This window comes from Chromobacterium paludis (genome assembly GCF_008275125.1).
GTDB classification, from domain to species: domain Bacteria; phylum Pseudomonadota; class Gammaproteobacteria; order Burkholderiales; family Chromobacteriaceae; genus Chromobacterium; species Chromobacterium paludis.
The window spans coordinates 3,309,590-3,329,189 of the sequence record NZ_CP043473.1 but is presented as its reverse complement, the minus strand read 5'-3'; the positions used below and the strand labels follow the sequence as shown (position 1 = coordinate 3,329,189).

The 19,600-nt window shown below is 63.7% G+C and carries 20 protein-coding genes; 14 read left to right on the top strand and 6 right to left on the bottom strand.

Annotated elements, in window-relative coordinates; all coding sequences use genetic code 11:
* Nucleotides 1–20 precede the first annotated feature (20 nt).
* Nucleotides 21–1,037 (top strand): ketol-acid reductoisomerase, encoded by a 1,017-nt coding sequence (gene ilvC, locus FYK34_RS15775; RefSeq protein WP_149298039.1) that lies wholly within the window; start codon nt 21–23, stop codon nt 1,035–1,037.
* A gap of 57 nt (nt 1,038–1,094) precedes the next feature.
* On the opposite strand, the gene FYK34_RS15770 is transcribed toward ilvC, so the two are convergent.
* The 4 genes from FYK34_RS15770 to FYK34_RS15755 all read right to left on the bottom strand — a co-directional run bounded on the left by FYK34_RS15770 (nt 1,095) and on the right by FYK34_RS15755 (nt 5,191).
* Complete coding sequence (locus FYK34_RS15770; RefSeq protein WP_149298037.1) at nt 1,095–1,787, bottom strand: transaldolase family protein; 693 nt, start codon at nt 1,785–1,787, stop codon at nt 1,095–1,097.
* 114 nt (nt 1,788–1,901) lie between these two features.
* Nucleotides 1,902–2,987: an IS5 family transposase gene (locus tag FYK34_RS15765; RefSeq protein WP_149298035.1), complete on the bottom strand. Its 1,086-nt coding sequence runs from the start codon at nt 2,985–2,987 to the stop codon at nt 1,902–1,904.
* 155 nt (nt 2,988–3,142) lie between these two features.
* A complete protein-coding gene (gene asd, locus FYK34_RS15760) occupies nt 3,143–3,985 on the bottom strand; it encodes an archaetidylserine decarboxylase (protein ID WP_149298033.1) in 843 nt (280 codons plus the stop codon).
* A 216-nt stretch (nt 3,986–4,201) separates the two neighbouring features.
* On the bottom strand, nt 4,202–5,191 hold the full coding sequence (locus FYK34_RS15755; RefSeq protein ID WP_149298031.1) for a DUF2860 domain-containing protein: 990 nt from the start codon (nt 5,189–5,191) through the stop codon (nt 4,202–4,204).
* A 204-nt stretch (nt 5,192–5,395) separates the two neighbouring features.
* On the opposite strand from FYK34_RS15755, the gene FYK34_RS15750 reads away from it, so the two are divergent.
* The 6 genes from FYK34_RS15750 to blaOXA all read left to right on the top strand — a co-directional run bounded on the left by FYK34_RS15750 (nt 5,396) and on the right by blaOXA (nt 12,315).
* The gene (locus FYK34_RS15750; protein WP_149298029.1) at nt 5,396–6,052 is read left to right on the top strand and encodes a response regulator; all 657 of its coding nucleotides are present in this window, start codon (nt 5,396–5,398) and stop codon (nt 6,050–6,052) included.
* Entirely contained in the window at nt 6,042–7,448 is a 1,407-nt protein-coding gene (locus FYK34_RS15745; RefSeq protein WP_149298027.1) for an ATP-binding protein, read from the top strand. The genes FYK34_RS15750 and FYK34_RS15745 overlap by 11 nt, the downstream gene beginning before the upstream one ends.
* A gap of 182 nt (nt 7,449–7,630) precedes the next feature.
* Entirely contained in the window at nt 7,631–9,418 is a 1,788-nt protein-coding gene (locus FYK34_RS15740) for a 2-isopropylmalate synthase (protein WP_149298025.1), read from the top strand.
* Between the two features lie 326 nt (nt 9,419–9,744).
* Nucleotides 9,745–10,743: a S66 family peptidase gene (locus FYK34_RS15735; protein WP_149298023.1), complete on the top strand. Its 999-nt coding sequence runs from the start codon at nt 9,745–9,747 to the stop codon at nt 10,741–10,743.
* Nucleotides 10,744–10,800: 57 nt separating this feature from the next.
* Nucleotides 10,801–11,430: a dethiobiotin synthase gene (gene bioD / locus FYK34_RS15730; RefSeq protein WP_149298021.1), complete on the top strand. Its 630-nt coding sequence runs from the start codon at nt 10,801–10,803 to the stop codon at nt 11,428–11,430.
* 69 nt (nt 11,431–11,499) lie between these two features.
* Nucleotides 11,500–12,315 carry a class D beta-lactamase gene (gene blaOXA / locus FYK34_RS15725; RefSeq protein WP_149298019.1) on the top strand — a complete coding sequence of 272 codons (816 nt, stop codon included), beginning with the start codon at nt 11,500–11,502 and terminating at the stop codon, nt 12,313–12,315.
* 4 nt (nt 12,316–12,319) lie between these two features.
* Here the strand turns inward: blaOXA and FYK34_RS15720 are convergent, their stop codons facing one another.
* Complete coding sequence (locus FYK34_RS15720; protein WP_149298017.1) at nt 12,320–13,585, bottom strand: HD-GYP domain-containing protein; 1,266 nt, start codon at nt 13,583–13,585, stop codon at nt 12,320–12,322.
* A 266-nt stretch (nt 13,586–13,851) separates the two neighbouring features.
* On the opposite strand from FYK34_RS15720, the gene coxB reads away from it, so the two are divergent.
* From coxB to FYK34_RS15695, 5 genes are read left to right on the top strand one after another with little or no spacing between them, the layout of a single operon-like run.
* On the top strand, nt 13,852–14,931 hold the full coding sequence (gene coxB / locus FYK34_RS15715; RefSeq protein ID WP_231137289.1) for a cytochrome c oxidase subunit II: 1,080 nt from the start codon (nt 13,852–13,854) through the stop codon (nt 14,929–14,931).
* A gap of 9 nt (nt 14,932–14,940) precedes the next feature.
* Nucleotides 14,941–16,578, top strand: coding sequence for a cytochrome c oxidase subunit I (gene ctaD / locus FYK34_RS15710; protein WP_149298013.1), 1,638 nt, complete (start codon nt 14,941–14,943; stop codon nt 16,576–16,578).
* 10 nt (nt 16,579–16,588) lie between these two features.
* Nucleotides 16,589–17,140, top strand: coding sequence for a cytochrome c oxidase assembly protein (locus FYK34_RS15705; protein ID WP_149298011.1), 552 nt, complete (start codon nt 16,589–16,591; stop codon nt 17,138–17,140).
* Entirely contained in the window at nt 17,137–17,313 is a 177-nt protein-coding gene (locus FYK34_RS15700) for a DUF2970 domain-containing protein (RefSeq protein ID WP_149298009.1), read from the top strand. The genes FYK34_RS15705 and FYK34_RS15700 overlap by 4 nt, the downstream gene beginning before the upstream one ends.
* An 11-nt stretch (nt 17,314–17,324) precedes the next feature.
* Nucleotides 17,325–18,182, top strand: coding sequence for a cytochrome c oxidase subunit 3 (locus FYK34_RS15695; RefSeq protein WP_149298007.1), 858 nt, complete (start codon nt 17,325–17,327; stop codon nt 18,180–18,182).
* 6 nt (nt 18,183–18,188) lie between these two features.
* Here FYK34_RS15695 and FYK34_RS15690 read toward each other — a convergent pair whose 3' ends face one another.
* Entirely contained in the window at nt 18,189–18,386 is a 198-nt protein-coding gene (locus FYK34_RS15690; protein WP_149298005.1) for a DUF2909 family protein, read from the bottom strand.
* Between FYK34_RS15690 and FYK34_RS15685 the strand changes: the two genes are divergently transcribed.
* A complete protein-coding gene (locus tag FYK34_RS15685; RefSeq protein ID WP_168209770.1) occupies nt 18,385–19,104 on the top strand; it encodes an SURF1 family protein in 720 nt (239 codons plus the stop codon). The two genes, FYK34_RS15690 and FYK34_RS15685, sit on opposite strands and share 2 nt — an antisense overlap.
* On the top strand, nt 19,091–19,600 hold the full coding sequence (locus FYK34_RS15680) for a hypothetical protein (RefSeq protein ID WP_149298001.1): 510 nt from the start codon (nt 19,091–19,093) through the stop codon (nt 19,598–19,600). The genes FYK34_RS15685 and FYK34_RS15680 overlap by 14 nt, the downstream gene beginning before the upstream one ends.

The following is a 19,600-nucleotide window of genomic DNA, read 5'->3' as shown; positions in this document are numbered from 1 at the left end:
CCAATACCAAGGATAAAGCAATGAAAGTTTATTACGACAAAGACGCCGACCTCTCCATCATCAAGGACAAGAAGGTAGCCATCATCGGCTACGGTTCGCAAGGCCATGCCCATGCGCAGAACCTGAAGGAGTCGGGCGTCGACGTCATCGTCGGCCTGCGCAAGGACGGCGCGTCGTGGAAGAAGGCCGAAGCGGCCGGCCATAAGGTCAAGGAAGTGGCCGAGGCGGTGAAGAAGGCCGACGTGGTGATGATCCTGCTGCCGGATGAATCCCAGCCGGATGTCTACCACAAGGACATCGCGCCCAACCTGAAGAAGGGCGCGGCGCTGGCCTTCGCCCACGGTTTCAACATCCATTACAACCAGATCGTGCCGCCGGCCGATGTGGACGTGATCATGGTGGCGCCGAAAGGCCCGGGCCACACCGTGCGCTCCGAATACCTTAAGGGCGGCGGCGTGCCGACGCTGATCGCCGTCTACCAGGACAAAACCGGCAAGGCGCGCGACGTGGCCCTGTCCTACGCCGCGGCCAACGGCGGCACCAAGGGCGGCGTGATCGAGACCAATTTCCGCGAGGAAACCGAGACCGACCTGTTCGGCGAGCAGGCCGTGCTGTGCGGCGGCGCCGTGGAGCTGGTGAAGGCCGGTTTCGAGACCCTGGTGGAAGCCGGCTACGCGCCGGAAATGGCCTACTTCGAGTGTCTGCACGAGCTGAAGCTGATCGTCGACCTGATGTACGAGGGCGGCATCGCCAATATGAACTACTCCATCTCCAATAACGCGGAGTACGGCGAGTACGTGACCGGCCCGGAAGTGGTGACCGCGCAGACCAAGGAAGCGATGAAGAAGGCGCTGTATCGCATCCAGAGCGGCGAATACGCCAGGATGTTCATCCTGGAAGGCAAGACCAACTACCCGTCCATGACCGCCCGCCGCCGTCTGACCGCCGCCCACCCGATCGAGAAGGTCGGCGCCGAGCTGCGCGCGATGATGCCGTGGATCGCCAAGAACAAGCTGGTGGACCAGTCCAAGAACTGATCTCTGGCTTGATGGTTGGAAAAACAAAGCCGGGCTGCGCGCCCGGCTTTTTTGCGTTTATTCCGCGAACAGCGGCGAGGCGGCGGCGAGCGGATTGCCCTGCCAGGCCTGGTCGAAGCGCTGCAGCGCGGCGTCTACGTCCGACGTGGACGCGAACAGCTGGCGGTAAGTCTCCGCCGGCAGCGTGACCGCGCCTATGCCGGCGCGCGCGCAATGCAGGAATTGCTCGGCCGATTTGACCGCCGCGCCCATGATGACGGTGCGCTGGCCATAGCGTTGCAGAATCTGCTGCGACTCCTGCAGCAAGGCGGCGGCGTCCATGCCGGCCTGTTCGATGCGGTTGAGGTAGGGCGCGGCGTAGCGCGCGCCCAGCAGGCCGGCCAGCGCGATCTGCCGGGATTCGAAGATGGCCGTGGCCAAGGTGGGAATGCCTTCGCGCTCCAGCGCCGCCATGGTCAGGAAGCCTGCACCGATGGCGGGCACCTTGACCACGATGCGCTCGCTGAGGGCGGCCAGGCGGCGGGCCTGGCGCAGCTGCGCTTCGGATTCGCTGGCGGTCACTTGTACCGCCACCAGGCCGGGCTGAATGTCCAGCAAGCTGTCCAGTACGGCTTCCGGCGCTTGGGAGACGGAAGCCAGGATGGACGGATTGGTGGTCACGCCGGCGAGCAGGCCCAGTTGCCTGGCATGGCGGATGGCGGTGAGGTCTAGCAGGCCGTTGAAAAACACGTCGATCTTGCCCCAACCCATTTCCGTATGAACAAAAATGGGCGGTTTCAGCGGGCAGAATGCCAATAAGTCCGTTCTCTGCCTGGGTTTTCAGGCTGTTTGCCAGTTATCCGGCGATTTTGGGCGCAATACGCCCTATACATGCGAGCCGCCCCAGCAACCGGACAGGCTGCCCATGCGGATCAGGTTATAGGTCGCAAACGCTAAAAAAGTTTGCCCGGCCAGTTTGGCCCGGCCGATCAGTTTGGTTTTGCGAAGGCCTCCGACGGTTTTCAGCCAGCCGAAGCATTCCTCGATCCGTTTGCGTCGCCGCTGGCTGATCGCGTAACCCTCATGGCGCGTGGTGCGGCTGTCGATGGCGCTGCCGACACGCTTGCGTGCCACGTGCGGCGTGATGCCCAAGTCTCTGCAGCCGTTCACGAAAGCCGGCGTGTCGTAGCCCTTGTCCGCGCCGACGGTGCTGCCTTTCTTGGCATTGCGCAGCAACAGGTTCAGCGCTTCGATGTTTTCGGCGTGGCCATTGACCTCGGACACCGAGACGTCCACAACCAGACCGTTGCGGTTCTCGGTCAGGATATGGGCCATATGGCACAAGCGGCTGGCGTCGCCGGCGCTCTTGCGGGCCAGTCGCGCTTCCGGATCGGTTCGCGATTGATGCGTCTGGTTGCTTCGCTTCTCGCCCCGGAAATCGACGTCCGGGTTGCGCCCTGCGGGTGGGGACGTGTCGTCATCCTGGTGAACAAAGCTTTTGTGCGAAGCCCAGGCATCGATCAGCGTGCCGTCGACGCTGAAATGTTCGTCGCTGGTGAGCTTGCCCCACTCGGCCAGGCTGCGTACGCGAATGAAGAAGGCGCGGGCGACGTCTTCGCTAAACAAGCGGTCGCGATTTTGCGAGAAGGTCGAGTGATCCCAGACGCGGGCATCGGCGGAAAGGCCGACGAACCAGCGAAACAGCAGGTTGTAGTCCAGTTGCTCGACCAGCAGCCGCTCGGAGCGGATGGTGTAGAGCACTTGCAGCAGGGAGGCGCGCAGCAGATGTTCAGGCGGAATCGAAGGCCGCCCGACGCGGGAATATAAGCCGTCGAATACCTCATTCATCGAGCCGAGCACCAGGTCGACCATCTGGCGGATCTTGCGCAGCGGGTGATTGGCGGGGATGCGATCTTCCAGCTGGATGTAGCTGAACAGATTGGTCTGCGTGTCGTTGCGGACGCCTCTCATCGGGTGCTTTCGCGGCTCGTTGGATGTTGATGATCATACCAAATGAATGGCTGTTGGTTTTTCAACGGCCTGCTAGGGTATCCAGCCAGATTTGCATGGGCGTGTCTCGTCGGGATAGAAAAAACGGCGCCATCGCGCCGTCGTGCATCACGGGTTTAGTCCGCCATCTTTTCGCCCATGCGCACCGGGCTGGCGGCTTGCCATTGCGGGTTGAATGCCAGCGGGCCGGCCGGGAACAGCAACACCACGGTGGAGCCGAGCAGGAAGCGGCCCATCTCCTCGCCCTTGGCCAGGCGGATGTCCTGATCGCGGTAATCCCATTTCTCCACCGCCGGGCGGCGCGGCGGATTGACGACGCCGTGCCAGACCGTGGCCATGCTGCCGACGATGGTGGCGCCCACCAGCACCAGCACGAAGGGCTGGCCGTCATCGCCTTCGAACAGGCACACCACGCGCTCGTTGCGCGCGAACAAGCGGTCCACGCCGCGCGCGGTGGCGGGGTTGACGGAATACAGATCGCCCGGCACGTAAGTCATTTCCAGCAGCTTGCCGGCGCAGGGCATGTGGATGCGGTGGTAGTCGCGCGGGCTCAGGTAGATGGTGGCGAAGTGGCCGTCATGGAAGCGTGCGGCCAGTTCGGCGTCGCCGGCCAAGAGCGCGGTGGCGCTGTAGTCGCGGCCCTTGGCCTGGAAGATGCGGCCGCTGTCCACCGGGCCGATCTGGCTGACCGCGCCGTCCACCGGGCAGACCAGCCGCGCGTCGGCCAGCGGCCGCGCGCCCGGCTTCAGCGCGCGGGTGAAGAATTCGTTGAAGGTGGCGTAGATGGCCGGATCGCTAGCGGCGGCCTCGCTCATGTCCACGTTGTAGCGGGCGATGAAACGACGGATGGCGGCCGTGGTGATGCCGCGGCCCTGCCAGGAGGCGAAGCAACCGGCCAGCCGGGTCAGCGCCAGCTTGGGCAGGATATGTTGAAACAGCACGAACAGGCGCTCGGACACGGGCGTTTCCTGATGGGTGAGTGGAACCGCCCATTATATCGCAGCTCAGCGCGGCTGGTTTGTCGTCGGCAAACGGCGAGGCGTTAGCGCTTGGTCATGCCGACCCCGCCGCTTTGCCGGGCTGTCGACAGCGTCCGACGCATCCACCCGGCGCTGCGCAAAATAGCATGCCGCCAGCGCGCGCTTGCGCGAGGCAGAGCGCGGCTTGCCGCCTGGTCAAAAATGATAGCCCAGTCCGATAGAGACTTCGCGGATATGCGCGTCGAAAAAGGCGAGGTCGGAACGGGAGCGGCCGTAGTTGCCATTGAGAAATGCGGACCAGGCCTTGGCGCCGAACAGGTTTTTCCGGCTGATGCCCAGGCTGAGCAAGGCATCGCGGCTGTCCGCCTTCCTGCCGCCAAACAGGGGATTGCCGGCTTGATAGCGGGTGCTCAGCGCGACGAGAGAGGCCGTGGCGTCCCACTCTGAGCCCTGGTAGGCGTAAGCGAGCTGCATGCCGTAGCGCTTGAGGCTCATGGCCTTGCCGTCCAGATCGCTGCGCGCGTAAATCAGGGCGGGAGTCAGCGTATGCTCGCCCTGGCTGTCCAGTTTCCAGGCGTAAGCGACTTGAGCGCCGTAGTTGTTTCCGCTGCGCTGCAGCAGCGCTTGATTGGCCAGCGACAAGCCTTGCGCCTGTCCGCTCTGCTCGCGGTCCAGCTTTTGCCTGGCGTAGCTGAGGCTGGCGCTGAAAGGCGTATCCAGGATGTTAGACCAGCCCAGCGCCAGCCCCGCGCTTTTCAGCTTGCCGTCCTGGCGGGCGGCATTCAGCGCATAGGGGTCCAGCCAGACTTCGCTTTCGCCATAGGTCAGCGCCGCCATCAACGCGCCCGCATGCGGCAATAGCTGGCGGGCGCCCAGTTGCAGGCCGCCTCCCGCCGCAAAGGTGCTGGTATTGGACGGCGAGAGGAAAAGCTGGGTGCCGGTGCCGGCGAAGCCATAGCTGATTTCGCCGTCCAGCATGGGAGAGGTGCCGGATTGCGAGGCCGGCGATTGCGTCAGGCTGCCGGCGATAGGCTGGCCGCCCTTGGGCGCTTTCAGAAAATTGCTGGCCATTTGATAGTGGCTGGCGCCCAGCTGATAGTCGCCGGAAAAACCGTCTTGTTCATTCTCTGCCGCGGCGGCCAACAACGGTGTGCTGAGTAATATTAATACGGCATACTGTTTCATGCGGAGTATCTCCTAGTGGCGTTGGAAGGGCTTGGCCGTCGGCGGCGTGTCCGTTCGGCGGGGAGGCGCGTAGGGTTGTCTGCCGGCGCGCCGCCCGGCCTGGTGTTCGCCGGGGGCGCCAAGCGCGCGCATCCCGCTTGGATGGCGCAAGTATGCGGATGCCAACCTTGGGCTAAGCCAAAGACAGCGGCGGCGAGAGTGGAAATGCATTTATTGATTGTTGAGGACGATTTGGACTTGGGCCGGGCCTTGCAGGCGGCGCTGAAAGCCGAGGCGATGACAAGCGAGTGGGCGCGCCTGCTGGCGGATGCGGACGCCTTGTTTGAGCCTGACCGCTTCGATTGCGTGTTGCTGGATCTGAGCCTGCCGGACGGACGCGGCTTGGACTTGCTGCGCGCCTGGCGCGCCAGACAAATCGCCGTGCCGGTGATCATGATCACGGCCAGCGCCGATTTGAACGATAAATTGACGGGCTTGGACGACGGCGCCGACGATTATTTGTGCAAGCCGTTCGCGGTGTCGGAAATGGTGTCCAGAGTGCGGGCGGTGTGCCGCCGCAGCGCCCGCCAGTCCAGCGAAATATGGAGCCTGGGCGCGCTCAGCCTCAAACCCCGCGCGCATCAGGCCTGGCTGGACGGCGTGAGCTTGGACTTGTCGCCGCGCGAGTTCCGCTTGCTGGTGGAGCTGGCGCGCGATCCCAGCCGCATCGTGTCGAAATCCGTGCTGGGGCAGCGGCTGGAGCCGCTGGGCGATATCGTGGATGGCCCGACGATAGAAGTGCACTTGTCCAATCTGCGGCGCAAGATCGGCACCGAACGCATCCGCACTGTGCGCGGCGTGGGCTACCAATATGTGGTTTGAGCGCTTGGGCCGGCTGTTCGGCCCGTCGCTGACGCGGCGGGTCTTGCTCGCGCTGTTGATGGCGTTTGCCTTGCTGTGGCTAGTGCTGGTGGGCCGGGACTATGCCCAGGGCATGGCCTTGGATACGAGGCGGGAATCGCTGCTGGAGGTGGCCGACATGTTGGCCCAGGTGTTGGCGCAAGAGGCGCCCGGTGCGATGATGCCGGCGCTGGTGACGTCGGAGCGCTTGATCAACGCTTCCCGCCGCCGCAATGTATCGTCGCAACTTGAGTATCCCGGCGACTTGCTGATCTTGCTGCGCGAGCCGCGCAGCGGAAAGTGGCGCTATGCTTCGGCCGGCATGCGCGCGCATGCCGCGGATGTGCTGAAGGCGGATTTGGCCCAGGTGCGGGTGCGCATTGCCGGCCGGACATTCTGGGTGGCCGAGCGCGTGTATCCGCAGGGCAGGCTGGCGATATTCGAGCCGGAGATTGGCGACACGGCGGTGATCCCTTATTTGACCCGCCAATATGTCGCGCCGCTGGCCATCGCCTTTCCCCTGATCCTGCTGCCGTTGTGGTTCGCCGTGGCGCGCGGATTGCGGCCGTTGCAGCGTTTGGCCGATTATCTGAACCGCCGCTCGGCGGATGATTTCACGCCTTTGACCATGCGTTTGCCCTATCGGGAACTGAAGCCCATCGTCCTGGCGCTGGACCAGTTGCTGAAGCGAAGCCGCGACGGCATCGCGCGCGAGCGCGCCATCGTCCAGGACGCCGCGCATGAAATGCGCACGCCGCTGGCGGTGATCTCGACCCAGGCGCATGTCTTGGCCGGCGAGGACGATGCCGCGGCGCGGCGGCAAAGTTTGGCTGCCTTGGAGCAGGCGGTGGCGCGCCACTCCCATTTAGTGCAGCAACTGTTGCGGCTGGCGGCGCTGGAAGGAGGGGAGGACGAGCGCCGGCAACGCGTCGATCTGGTAGAAGTGGCGCGCAACGCCTTGATCGGCCTCTCGGCTCGGGCGGAAGCGAAAGGCATGGAGTTGGAGCTGGATTCGCCGGATCGCTTGCCGGCCTGCCTGGCGGTGGTTGGCTTCCTGTCCATCCTGGAGAACTTGCTCGCCAACGCGGTGGCCTATGGCCGGATTGGCGGCCGCGTTCGGGTGCGTCTGGCCGCTTTCGCCGAGTGGATAGAGTTGGAGGTGGCGGATGACGGTCCCGGCATCGCGGACGAAGACAAACCCCACCTGTTCGAACGCTTTTACCGGGGCAAGACGGCCTCCGCGCCCGGTTCGGGCCTGGGGCTGGCCATTGTCAGGCAGGCGGCGCTGGCGCAGGGCGGACGCGTCCGGATGGGAGAGGGGCTGGAGGGGAGGGGTGTCGCGTTTCATGTCAGCCTGCCCTGGTTGACGGCGGATTAGGCGGTATTGTTTGTCCAAGCGCCTGCGGGCGCTTATTTTTTACCCCTAAATTCTACAAAGTGTCTAAAAGTGTCAGGTTGGACATGGCTTGTGACAAAATAAATACAGAATACGGCCGTGAAATTTGACGAGATGTCTTGCTGTGGGTAGGCTGATTCAAAACATGCTGCAGGAGCACATTGATGCAAGTGGATATAGAACGACTGGTCGCGGACTTCGGCGGGCCGAGCCAGCTGGCCGACGAACTGAACCGTCTGTTCCCCGACGAGCCGGTGAGCCGCGCAGCGATATACAAATGGAGGGAACGCGGCAGCCTGCCGCTGGCCCAGCTGAGCCGCTTGGCGCAGCTGGCCGCAGGACAGGGCAGGCGCTTTGATTTCAACGACTATTTGGTCGGCGAGCCGGCACAGGGAGCAGGGAGAACTATCGACATGGGCGACCGCCTCTATATATTCGACACCACCTTGCGCGACGGCGAGCAGTCGCCGGGCGCCTCGATGAGCAAGGAAGAGAAGATCCGCATCGCGCGCCAGCTGGAGCGGCTGGGCGTGGACATCATCGAGGCCGGCTTCGCCGCCGCCAGCCCGGGCGATTTCGACGCCATCCATGCCATCGCCGAAACCATCAAGGACTCCACCGTCTGCAGCCTGGCGCGCGCCAACGAGCGCGACGTGCGCGCTGCCGGCGAGGCGATCAAGCCGGCCGCGCGCGGCCGCATCCACACCTTCATCGCCACCAGCCCCATCCATATGGAGAAGAAGCTGCGCATGAGCCCGGACGAGGTGGTGGACGCGGCGGTGAAGGCGGTGAAGATCGCCCGCGAATACACCGACGATGTCGAATTCTCCGCCGAGGACGCGCTGCGTTCCGACATCGATTTCCTGGCCCGCATCTTCGGCGCGGTGATCGAGGCCGGCGCCACCACGCTGAACGTGCCGGACACCGTGGGCTACGCGGTGCCGCGCTTGACCGAAGCCTTCTTCCGCGAGCTGATCGCCCGCACCCCGGGCGGCGACAAGGTGATCTGGTCCGCCCACTGCCACAACGATCTGGGCATGGCGGTGGCCAACAGCCTGGCCGCGGTGCTGGGCGGCGCGCGCCAGGTGGAATGCACCATCAACGGCCTGGGCGAGCGCGCCGGCAACGCCAGCTTGGAAGAGATCGTGATGGCGGTGAAGACCCGCCGCGACGTGTTCGGCGTGGACAGCCGCGTCGACGCCACCCAGATCGTGCCGGCGTCCAAGCTGGTGTCCACCATCACCGGCTACCCGGTGCAGCCCAACAAGGCCATCGTCGGCGCCAACGCCTTCGCCCACGAGTCCGGCATCCATCAGGACGGCGTGCTCAAGCACCGCGAAACCTACGAGATCATGTCGGCGGAGTCGGTGGGCTGGAGCGCCAACCGTCTGACCCTGGGCAAGCTGTCCGGCCGCAACGCCTTCAAGACCAAGCTGGCGGAGCTTGGCATCGTGCTGGACAGCGAGGAGGCGCTGAACGCCGCCTTCGCCCGCTTCAAGGAGCTGGCCGACAAGAAGCGCGAAATTTTCGACGAGGACCTGCACGCGCTGGTGTCGGACGAAATGGTGGCCATCGAGCAAGAGAACTTCAAGTTCGTGTCGATGAAGATCATGACCGAAACCGGCGAAGCGCCGCAGGCCAGCATCGTGTTCGTCGAGCATGGCGAGGAGCGCCATGCCGAATCCAGCGGCTCCGGCCCGGTGGACGCCGCCTTCAAGGCGATTGAGAGCGTGGCCGGCAGCGGCGCCGAGCTGGAGCTGTACTCGGTCAACGCCATCACCAAGGGGACGGAATCCCAAGGCGAGGTGACCGTGCGCCTGGCGCGCGACGGCCGCATCGTCAACGGCCAGGGCGCCGACACCGACATCATCGTGGCCAGCGCCAAGGCGTATCTGTCGGCCTTGAACAAGTTGTCCACCGCGGAGAAGGTCAGCGCCCAGGCCATCGTTTAAACAGTTTGTTTTCCCGGCGCGGCCAGACGGCGCCAAAGGGAGGCGGCAAGGTTTTCCATCCCGGCCTTGTCGTTGCGCCCCGCGGACCGTCCAGCCGAGCCGACAGGCTTTCACTTCCATCCGCGCGTGAAATCCTGCGCAGGCCTATCCGGCCAACCCTATCGCGCCCCCGCCCACAAGGCCGACGGCACGACGCCGACCCACAAGGTCGGCGTTGGCACGTCGAGGGCGCGTTGGGACTTTATTCATGCGCCGGTCGATCTGGCAGTGCGTGGACAACTAAAAATCCAATTGGCATGATGTGATATTTGTCAGGCGAACCCATCATGCAATCTCTCCGCCGAGGCGATCTGGTCGCCTGCTTCAGTCCCTCTTTCCCCATCGCCGTCCGTCAGCCGGCGCGCTATCGACGCGCGGTTGAGTTTATCGGCCGCCAAGGCTTGCGTTTCTTGCCTGGAAAGTTGACGGATCAAGACGATCATTACCGTTCCGGCAGTGCGCGGGAGCGGGCCGAGGAATTAAACGCCCTGCTGCGCAACCCCGAGGTGCGCTGCATCCTGTCCACCATAGGCGGCAGCAATAGCAATGCCATGCTGCCCTATCTGGATTATGAGGCGTTCCGGAAAGATCCCAAGATCGTGGTCGGTTATTCCGATACCACCGCGATTCTGTTGGCGCTGTACGCCAAGACCGGCGTGCCGACGTTTTACGGCCCGGCGTTGGTGGCTTCGCTGGGCGAGTTTCCGCCGCTAGCGGATGAAATCTGGCGCCATTTCGCTGCCATCGTCATGGATCCGCCGGCTTATCCGCTGCGTTTGCCGACGCCTACGCACTGGACGGACGAGTTTTTGCCTTGGGAAAGCCAGGACCGCGCCAAAATCATGCAGGCTAATCAATGGCGCTGCGTGCGGCCGGGACGGGCCGAGGGGCGCTTGATCGGCGGCAATCTCAATACGTTGTACGGCTTCCTGGCCAGCCCATATTTCCCGGCCTTGCGGCAGGGCGACATCTTGCTGTTGGAGGATGGCCTGAAGGACGCGGCCACGGTGGAAAAGAACTTCGCCATGTTGAAACTGGCCGGCGCGTTCGACAAGGCGGGCGCGGTGCTGCTGGGCAAGCATGAGCGTTTCGACAACTGCGGCACCGGCCGCTTGCCGTCGGATATCTTGCTGGAGATTCTGGATGGCCAACCGTTGCCGATCCTGGCGGATTTCGATTGCGGCCATACCCTGCCGCAATTGACCCTGCCGATAGGCGCGCGCGTGCGGGTGGATGCGGCGGCGCGATCCGTGGAAGTACTGGAAGATTGGCGCGCGCTGGTGTAGAACATCGGTCCCGGCCGCAAGGGCCGGCCATCCGATAGCGCAAGACAGGGAGCGAGCATGAGCCAGGGCTTTTTCATCACCGGCACCGATACCGAAATCGGCAAGACCCATTCCGCCGTCGAACTGATCCGCCAGTATCAGGGTGAAGGCAAGCGCGTGCTGGCGATGAAGCCGGTGGCGTCCGGCTGCGAGATTTTGCCGGACGGCAGCTGGCATAACGACGACGTGGCGCGTCTGACCGCCGCCACCGGTCAGACGGACTTGGCGCTGATGAACCCGTATCGCTTCCTGCCGCCGGTGTCGCCGCACATCGCCGCGCGCCAGGCCGGCGTGGAAATCGACCCGGCGCGTATCCGCGAGCATTACGCGCGGCTGGCCGAGCACGCCGACATTGTGTTAGTGGAAGGCGCGGGCGGCTGGCTGGCGCCGCTATCCGACACGCTGTTCATGGAGGACCTGGCGCGCGAGCTGGCTCTGCCGGTCATCCTGGTGGTCGGCATGCGCTTGGGCTGCATCAACCACGCCTTGCTGACAGCGCGGGCGATACGGCACAGCGGCCTGGCGCTGGCCGGCTGGGTGGCCAATTGCGCGCAGCCGCCGCAAGCGGCCTATGCGGAAAACCTGGCTACCTTGCAACGGCACATTCCGGCGCCGCTATTGCTGGAAATTCCTTATCGGTCGTCTTGAGGGCGAGCGGGGAACATTGCGCGGCTACGCTTGCCCGAGTGAGAGATTGCTTTCTTACCGGATGCTCGCATGAAGAAAACCGCCCTATCCGCCGGCCTGTGTTTGGCCGGCAGCCTGCTGGCCGCCGCCGCGCAGGCAGGAACTGTCTGCACCGTCATCGCCGCCGGCGACAGTGGACGCGTCCTGCGGCAAGAGGGAGATTGCGCGACGCGCGTCACGCCGGCCTCCACTTTCAAGATCGCGCTGGCGGTGATGGGCTACGATGCCGGCCTGCTGCGGAACGAGCATGCGCCGACCCTGCCTTACCGACAGGACTATGTGGACTGGGGCGGCGACAACTGGCGGCAGCCCACGGACCCGACGCGCTGGCTCAAGTACTCCGTGGTCTGGTATTCCCAGCTGCTGACGAGGCAGCTGGGCGCGGATAAGCTGACAAGCTATGCCCGCGCCTTCGGCTACGGCAATGCCGATTTTTCCGGCGATCCCGGCAAGCGCAACGGCCTGGAGCGCGCCTGGATCGGATCTTCCCTGAAAATCTCGCCGCTGGAGCAGGTGGTCTTTCTCGACAAGTTGCTGAAAGACCGGCTGCCCGCCTCGCGCCGGGCGCAGGACATGACGCGGCGCATCGTGGAGCGGACGGCTTTGCCGGACGGCTGGACCGTCTACGGAAAGACCGGCATGGCCTACCCCTTGTTCGCGGACGGCAGCCAGGATCTGGCCCATCCCTATGGCTGGTTTGTCGGCTGGGCGGAGCAGGGGCAACGTCGATTGCTGTTCGCCCGGCTGATCCAGGATGAGGCCAAGATGGCAGGCACCGCCGGCGTGCGCGCGCGCGAGGCCTGGCTGCGCGAGTGGCCGGAATGGGCGGCCGGTTTGCCGCGCTGAGCGCTCAAACTTCCATCAGCGCGTTGGCCAGGGCCATGAAGGGCACTTGTTCGTGCCGGCTCAACCGGTCGAGGCGCAAGGCGAGCTGGCGCGCCAGGTTGCGCAGCCGCCAACGGGTCTCGCCTATCACGCACCACAGCTCCCGCTTGAGCTCCTCATCTTTCTGATCATGCGGCAATTCGCCTGCGCCGGTGCTGGAGATGGCGCGCTGTATGGTGTTGAAGCGCTGCATGCTGCCATCAAGCAGCTTGCGCGCGGGCGTCGACAATCCTATGTCCAGTTCCGTCATCGCCCAGAAGCGCTGGGTGAGGCGGCCTATTTGCTGCAGTAGCGTCTGCAGTTGATGGGACAGGTCCGGCACGTCCACGGCTGGCGGCGGCAGATTCTTGCTGCTGAGCCGATTGACGCGGCATAGCGTGGAGACGATGTCGTAGTCGAACTCGCCCGGCAGAATCTTCAGCGCGATGTCTATCCGCTGCGGGAAAAACGGCTCGCAAGCCAGCAACTGGCACAGCGTATCGGCCAGCATCAGGATTTGTCCGCCCAGGTTCAATTTGTCTCCCCGCAGGCTCAAGGGGTAGCCGCTGCCGTCCAGGCGCTCGTGATGCTGCAGGACGGCCGTCGCCACCGGCCGCGGATTTGGCAGTTCGCCCAGCGCCAGCAGCAATTGGCAGCCCAGAACCGGGTGATTGACGATGTGGCGCCATTCATCGGGCTGCAGCGTGTGTTGCGCGGCCAGGTAGGCCGGATCGAGGTAAAGCTCGCCGATATCGTGCAGCAAGGCCGCCAGGGCCAGGTACTGCTGCTCCTGGGCAGAGCGGTTCAGGTGTTTGGCCAGCCCAATGGACAGCAGGCAGACGAGCAAGGCGTGATCCAGCTCGTCCTGCTGGCGCATGGCGGCCAGCCAGACGGCGATGGCGCCTTTTAGCGGCAGCATTTTGATGATGGCGATGCTGGTGGCGCATTCGTCCGCGTGGCCCAGCAAGGCTTGCAGAAAGCGCGACTCCTGCAGCAGCTGCCGGCTGCGTTGCGGCAGCTGCAGACGCGGCTCAAAGCCCTCTATCTGCAGCAGCGCTTCCAATGGCCGCCTCAGGCGCTGGTGCGCCAGCCGTTCCAGCCAGTCCGCGCCAGGGGACGCGCCGGCGGGCAGCAGCAATTTGCCATCCCGGTCTTGCACATCCTCCGTCAAGACGGGGCGACAGTCGGCCGGCAATTGCAGCAGACGGCCGAGCCAGTGGGGATTGACCGTTGAAAAATCATGGTCGCGCATGGCTGACGAATACTCATGAAAGACGTCGGGCGTTCTTCAGTTAAGGCGATCTGGCGTCGCTTGCAAGCCGCTGCGGCACGCTTATCCTGATGTCTCGTCGTATCGCGTCGCATCATGACAGTTTCTTGTTTTTTGCGCTTGGCTTCCTACGATGAAATCATGCCGGCGCCTGCCGGAGCGTGATGCACGCATTGTTCGGTCATATGACCTTAGGGGGTAGCGACATGTCAGGTCCGCGCATTCCTTTATCCTGCTGTTTAGCCGCGATGGCTCCCGCCGTCGCCGCGGCGGAGTTCAATCTGCAGACCCCGGCCACACCCCTGGCCCGCACCGAATATCATCTGCACACCCTGTTGCTGATCATCACAGGCGTTATTTTCCTGGTGGTCTTTCTGGTGATGCTTTACTCCATCGTCCGCCACCGCAAGGCGGCCGGCCACCAGGCCAAGCAGTTTCACGAAAACACCACGGTGGAGATCATCTGGACCGTGCTGCCGCTGCTGATCCTGGTGTTGATGGCGCTGCCGGCCACGCGCGCCGTGCTGGCGCAGAAAAGCACGCGCAACGAGGACATGACGATCAAGATCACGGGTTATCAGTGGAAGTGGCGCTATGACTATCTGGACGACAATTTCGGTTTCGTCAGCCATCTGGCCACGCCGCGCGAGGCCATCGAAGGCAAGATCGCGAAGCCGGAACACTATCTGCTGGAAGTAGACGAGCCGCTGGTGGTGCCCATCCAGCGCAAGATCCGGCTGCTGCTGACCGCCAACGACGTGATCCACTCCTGGTGGGTGCCGCAGCTGGGCGTCAAGCAAGACGCCATTCCCGGCTATCTGAGAGACAGCTGGATGCTGATCGACAAGCCCGGCACCTACCGCGGCCAGTGTTCCGAGTTGTGCGGCAAGGATCACGGTTTCATGCCCATCGTGGTGGTGGCCAAAACGCCCGAAGACTACGCCAAGTGGCGCGATGCCAAAATGAAACAGCTGGCCGCCAGCGCCGACGATCCGAACAAGACTTGGACGCTGGCTGACTTGAAGGCGCGCGGGGAAAAGGTCTACACCCAGAACTGCATCCCCTGCCACCAGGCCAACGGCAAGGGCATCCCGGGCGCTTTCCCCGCGCTGGACGGCTCGCCCATCGTCACCGGCAACAAGGCCGCCCATATCGAGATCGTGTTGTTCGGCGGCAAGAAGAATCCTGCGATGGCGGCCTGGGGCAAGCAATTGTCCGATACCGACATCGCGGCGGTGATCACCTACGAGCGCAACAGCTGGGGCAATCATACCGGCCAGGTCGTGCAGCCCAAGGAAGTGAAGGCTGCCCGCGGCAAAGCTGCATAAGGAGGCGTCATGGCAATCGCGGAAACCACCCATCCCGGCGGCGTGCATCACGGCAAGCCGCATGGCCTGCTGCGCTGGCTGATGGCCACCAATCACAAGGACATCGGCACGATGTACCTGTGGTTCTCTTTCACCATGTTCCTGACCGGCGGCGTGCTGGCGCTATGCATACGCGCCGAGTTGTTCAGCCCCGGACTGCGTTTCTTCGAGCCCGAGCTGTTCAACCAGCTCACCACCTTGCACGGCCTGATCATGGTGTTCGGCGCCATCATGCCGGCCTTCACCGGCATGGCCAACTGGATGCTGCCCATGATGATAGGCGCGCCGGACATGGCCTTCGCCCGCATGAACAACTGGAGCTTCTGGCTGCTGCCGCCGGCGGCGCTGCTGCTCTTGCTGTCGTTCGCGGTGCCCGGCGGCGCCGCGGCGGCCGGCTGGACGTTGTACGCGCCATTGTCCGTCCAGATGGGCATGGGCATGGACATGACCATCTTCGCCATCCACATTCTGGGCATCAGCTCCATCATGGGCTCGATCAACATCATCGTCACCATACTGAACCTGCGCGCTCCCGGCATGACGATGATGAAGATGCCGATGTTCGCCTGGGCCAGCCTGATCACCGCCTACCTGATCATCGCGGTGATGCCGGTGCTGGCCGGCGTGGTGACCATGGTGCTGACCGACCGCCACTTCGGCACCCACTTCTTCAATGCGGCCGGCGGCGGCGACCCCATCCTCTATCAACACGTGTTCTGGTTCTTCGGCCATCCGGAGGTCTACATCATGGCGCTGCCGGCCTTCGGCATCGTCAGCCAGGTGATCCCCACCTTCGCGCGCAAGCCCTTGTTCGGCTACACCTCCATGGTCTACGCCACCAGTTCCATCGGCGTGCTGTCTTTCATGGTGTGGGCGCACCACATGTTCGTCACCGGCATGCCGGCCACGGCTCAGCTGTTCTTCATGTACGCCACCATGCTGATCGCGGTGCCCACCGGCGTGAAGGTGTTCAACTGGATCGCCACCATGTGGCAAGGCGCCATGACGTTTGAAACCCCCATGCTGTTTTCCATCGGTTTCATCCTGCTGTTCACCATAGGCGGCCTGTCCGGCATCACGCTCAGCGTGGCCGCGGTGGACGTGCAACTGCACGCCAGTTATTACGTGGTGGCGCACTTCCACTATGTGCTGGTGGCCGGCGCGCTGTTCAGCCTGTTTTCCGCCACCTATTACTGGTTCCCCAAGATGACCGGGCGCATGTACAGCGAGAGGCTGGGCAAGCTGCACTTTTGGTGGTCGATGATCTGGTTCAACGTCACCTTCTTCCCCATGCACTTTCTGGGTCTTGCCGGCATGCCGCGGCGCATACCGGATTACGCGCTACAGTTCACGGAATTCAACCGCATCGCCAGCATCGGCGCTTTCATGTTCGGCCTGGGGCAGTTGATTTTCCTCTACAACATCCTGCGCTCTCTGCGCTATGGCAAGGAGGCGCCGCTGCGGCCCTGGGAGGGCGCCAATACGCTGGAATGGGAGCTGCCCACGCCGGCGCCCTACCATAGCTTCGAACACGCGCCGCAGGTAGAGGTGGGGGAAAACGGCGTAATTCTGTCCTGCAAGGAGGGCGGCTCCGCGCCGCTTCATTGAGGCGGAAAAAATGGACGCCGAACGCCTGCAACGACGCAACCGCCAACTGCTGCGCAAGCTGCTGGTGGTTTCCTTACTGATGTTCGGCTTTGCCTGGATGCTGATCCCGTTGTACCGCGTGGTTTGCGAGCAGGTTGGTCTCAATAGCATCGTCAAGGCGGATGCGCTGGACCAGGACGAGATGCGGGCAGGGGGCGGCGCGCGGGTAGACATGACGTTCGATGCCAATGTCCAGGCTGGCCTGCCCTGGCAGGTGCAGCCGCTGACCACGCATATGCGGGTCAAGACCGGCACATTTGTCCAGGTGCAGTACCGGATTACCAATGCCAGTCCGCATGCGGTGGTGGGCCAGGCCATTCCGCGCTATCTGCCGGCGGAGGCGGGGGCTTACGTGAAGAAGCTGGAGTGCTTCTGCTTCACGCAGCAGCGTTTCGCGCCAGGACAGTCGCGGACTTTCCCGGTGGTGTTCGTCGTGGATCGCAAGCTGCCGGCTTCGATCACCAGCATCACGCTGGCCTATACCGTTTTTGATGTGCCGGGCCAAGGCGGCAAGGCGTCATGAGCTGGCTGCAAGGCGTCAAGGCGGTGCTGGGCGCGTTCATCGGCGTGCGCAAGGGCGTGGCCGCACGGGCGGACCAAGTGTTGAAGCCCTGGCAATGGATTGCAACGGCGCTGCTGTTGGCCATGGCGTTTATTGCCGCGTTGTTGCTGCTGGTGAGTTGGGTTACGGGCTAGGAGGTGGGGAGATGGCAAGCGTCGAAGAGCAAGATCGTTATTTCGTGCCGGAGCCGTCGCGCTGGCCCATGGTGGGCGCCGTGGCTTTGTTTTGCATCGGGCTGGGGGCGGCTTTCGCCGTCAATGGTCTGCTGATGGGTAAATTATCGCTGGGGCTGGGTTTCCTGATCCTGGTCTTCATGCTGGTGGGCTGGTTCGGCGACGTGATCCGCGAGAACCGTCTGGGCGTCTACTTAGGGCGCGAAGACATGTCCTTTCGCTGGGGCATGGGGTGGTTCATTTTTTCCGAGGTCATGTTCTTCGGCGCGTTTTTCGGCGCGCTGTTCTGGGTGCGCACCGTGTCGGTGCCGGTGCTCGGCTCGCTGGATTACAAGATGCTGTATCCGGATTTCAATGCATCGTGGCCGCTGTCCACCGGGCCCGGCATCACCGAGACCTACCAGGCGATGGAGGCCTGGGGGTTGCCGGCGCTGAATACGCTGATCCTGCTCAGTTCCGGCGCTACCGTCACCTGGGCGCACTGGGGGCTGTTGCAGGGCAGGCGCGGCCAGCTCAAATGGGGTTTGTTGCTCACGGTGGTGCTTGGTTGCACCTTTCTTGGACTGCAGATGCACGAATACGGCCATGCCTTCACCCATCTGCACCTGACGCTAGCCTCTGGCGCCTATGGCATGACCTTTTTCATGCTGACCGGCTTCCACGGCATGCATGTGTTGCTGGGGTCCATCATTTTGTTCGTGGTTTGGCTGAGATCGCTGAAGGGGGATTTTGACGCCACTCACCATTTCGCCTTCGAGGCCGCCAGTTGGTACTGGCACTTCGTGGACGTGGTCTGGCTGCTCCTGTTCATTTTCGTCTACTGGCTTTGAGTGCGCTCAGACATGGTGGGGACGCCACCAGCCAAACAAGGCGCCCAGCAATAACAGCAGGAACAGGCCTATGGACAGGCCTACTCGCAGGGTTAGTGAGCGGATTAGGCGTTGGGAGCCGTGTTCGGCCTTCATCAGCCCGGTCAGTCCCCAGAACAGCACCAAGACTATACAGGCAAGCAACAACAGGATGATGAGCTTCATGACCGTATCCTCATCTCATTCCGATCCGGGACGCAAGCCGCGGTCGGTGTGGCGGCGGCTCTTGTGGGCGGGGCTGCTGGCCTTGGCCTTGCTACCCTTTGCCTTGGCAGTATGGCAGTGGCAACGGGGTCAAGACAAGGAGGCGCTGCTGCGCTCGCTGACCAACTCGATGGGGACGGCGCCGGTGGCGCTGATTTATCGCGAGGCCGAGCCGCCCCCGGCTTTTACGCGGGTTCATCTGAGCCAGGCGGCCCCGGCTGGCCCTGTGATCGAGTTGCGCAACAGCTTTTTGCTGGGACAGCGCGGTCGTCGCATTCTGCAGCCATGGCGGCAGGGTGGGGATCACTCCCTGATTCTGGTCGATCTGGGGTGGCTGGTAGATGGGGTCGCCGTGCCGGCGTTCCGGCCCGGGCAGATCCAGTTGCAGGGCTACCGGATGCCTACGCCGCATCACTTCGTGCTGTCCGGCGCCGTGTCGGGTATTGCGGGGGCGGTGGACCAAGTGGACGAGGCCGCGCTGCACAGGCGTTATCCGGGGCGATGGTTCCAAGGCGTGGTGGTGCTGGAAAACTCGCCTGCCCCCTTGCTGCATTGGCCGGTGGTGCCGGAATTCATGCCGGACCGTCACTACGCCTATGCCATGCAGTGGCTGTTGCTGGGCATATGTCTGAGTGGTTTGTCTTGGGTATTGTGGCGGAGGCGACATGAAGTGCATTGAGCGAGGGCGGGCCATTTTGCTGGGCATGGGCCTGCTCTGTCTGGCGCCGGTGTTGGCCGCTTGGCTGGCCTTTGTCCTGTTGCCGCCTGCCGGCGGGGGCAGTTATGGCCAGCTGCTGCCGACGCGGCCTTTCGCCGCCGCCGACCATCCCGGCTGGCCGCGTGGGAAGTGGGTGCTGGCGGCCGCGCAAGGAGCGGCCTGCCTGGATCGTTGCCGCCAGCGCTGGTTCGCGATGGGGCAGATCGAGAAGGCGCAAGGCGAGGCCGCCCGCCGCATGACCCGGGTGGCGCTGTTGGCGTCGTCCAGCCCGGACTGGCTGGACGCGCCGCATCGCTTGCGGCACGAGCCGGGCGATGTGCTGCCGGCAGGCAGCCAGGGCTTCTATCTGGTGGACCCGCTGGGCAATCAGGTGATGTTTTATCGGGATGGCGCCGATCCGCGCCGGATCATCGACGAAGTGGCGAAAGTGCTGAAAGTGAACAACGGATTGGGCTGA

Bases quoted from the DNA above. Each gene is read 5' to 3' on its own strand.
- ilvC (WP_149298039.1), top strand. From the start codon at position 21: ATGAAAGTTTATTACGACAAAGACGCCGACCTCTCCATCATCAAGGAC.
- FYK34_RS15770 (WP_149298037.1), bottom strand. From the start codon at position 1,787: ATGGGTTGGGGCAAGATCGACGTGTTTTTCAACGGCCTGCTAGACCTC.
- FYK34_RS15765 (WP_149298035.1), bottom strand. From the start codon at position 2,987: ATGAGAGGCGTCCGCAACGACACGCAGACCAATCTGTTCAGCTACATC.
- FYK34_RS15755 (WP_149298031.1), bottom strand. From the start codon at position 5,191: ATGAAACAGTATGCCGTATTAATATTACTCAGCACACCGTTGTTGGCC.
- FYK34_RS15750 (WP_149298029.1), top strand. From the start codon at position 5,396: ATGCATTTATTGATTGTTGAGGACGATTTGGACTTGGGCCGGGCCTTG.
- FYK34_RS15745 (WP_149298027.1), top strand. From the start codon at position 6,042: ATGTGGTTTGAGCGCTTGGGCCGGCTGTTCGGCCCGTCGCTGACGCGG.
- FYK34_RS15740 (WP_149298025.1), top strand. From the start codon at position 7,631: ATGCAAGTGGATATAGAACGACTGGTCGCGGACTTCGGCGGGCCGAGC.
- FYK34_RS15735 (WP_149298023.1), top strand. From the start codon at position 9,745: ATGCAATCTCTCCGCCGAGGCGATCTGGTCGCCTGCTTCAGTCCCTCT.
- bioD (WP_149298021.1), top strand. From the start codon at position 10,801: ATGAGCCAGGGCTTTTTCATCACCGGCACCGATACCGAAATCGGCAAG.
- blaOXA (WP_149298019.1), top strand. From the start codon at position 11,500: ATGAAGAAAACCGCCCTATCCGCCGGCCTGTGTTTGGCCGGCAGCCTG.
- FYK34_RS15720 (WP_149298017.1), bottom strand. From the start codon at position 13,585: ATGCGCGACCATGATTTTTCAACGGTCAATCCCCACTGGCTCGGCCGT.
- coxB (WP_231137289.1), top strand. From the start codon at position 13,852: ATGGCTCCCGCCGTCGCCGCGGCGGAGTTCAATCTGCAGACCCCGGCC.
- ctaD (WP_149298013.1), top strand. From the start codon at position 14,941: ATGGCAATCGCGGAAACCACCCATCCCGGCGGCGTGCATCACGGCAAG.
- FYK34_RS15705 (WP_149298011.1), top strand. From the start codon at position 16,589: ATGGACGCCGAACGCCTGCAACGACGCAACCGCCAACTGCTGCGCAAG.
- FYK34_RS15700 (WP_149298009.1), top strand. From the start codon at position 17,137: ATGAGCTGGCTGCAAGGCGTCAAGGCGGTGCTGGGCGCGTTCATCGGC.
- FYK34_RS15695 (WP_149298007.1), top strand. From the start codon at position 17,325: ATGGCAAGCGTCGAAGAGCAAGATCGTTATTTCGTGCCGGAGCCGTCG.
- FYK34_RS15685 (WP_168209770.1), top strand. From the start codon at position 18,385: ATGACCGTATCCTCATCTCATTCCGATCCGGGACGCAAGCCGCGGTCG.
- FYK34_RS15690 (WP_149298005.1), bottom strand. From the start codon at position 18,386: ATGAAGCTCATCATCCTGTTGTTGCTTGCCTGTATAGTCTTGGTGCTG.
- FYK34_RS15680 (WP_149298001.1), top strand. From the start codon at position 19,091: ATGAAGTGCATTGAGCGAGGGCGGGCCATTTTGCTGGGCATGGGCCTG.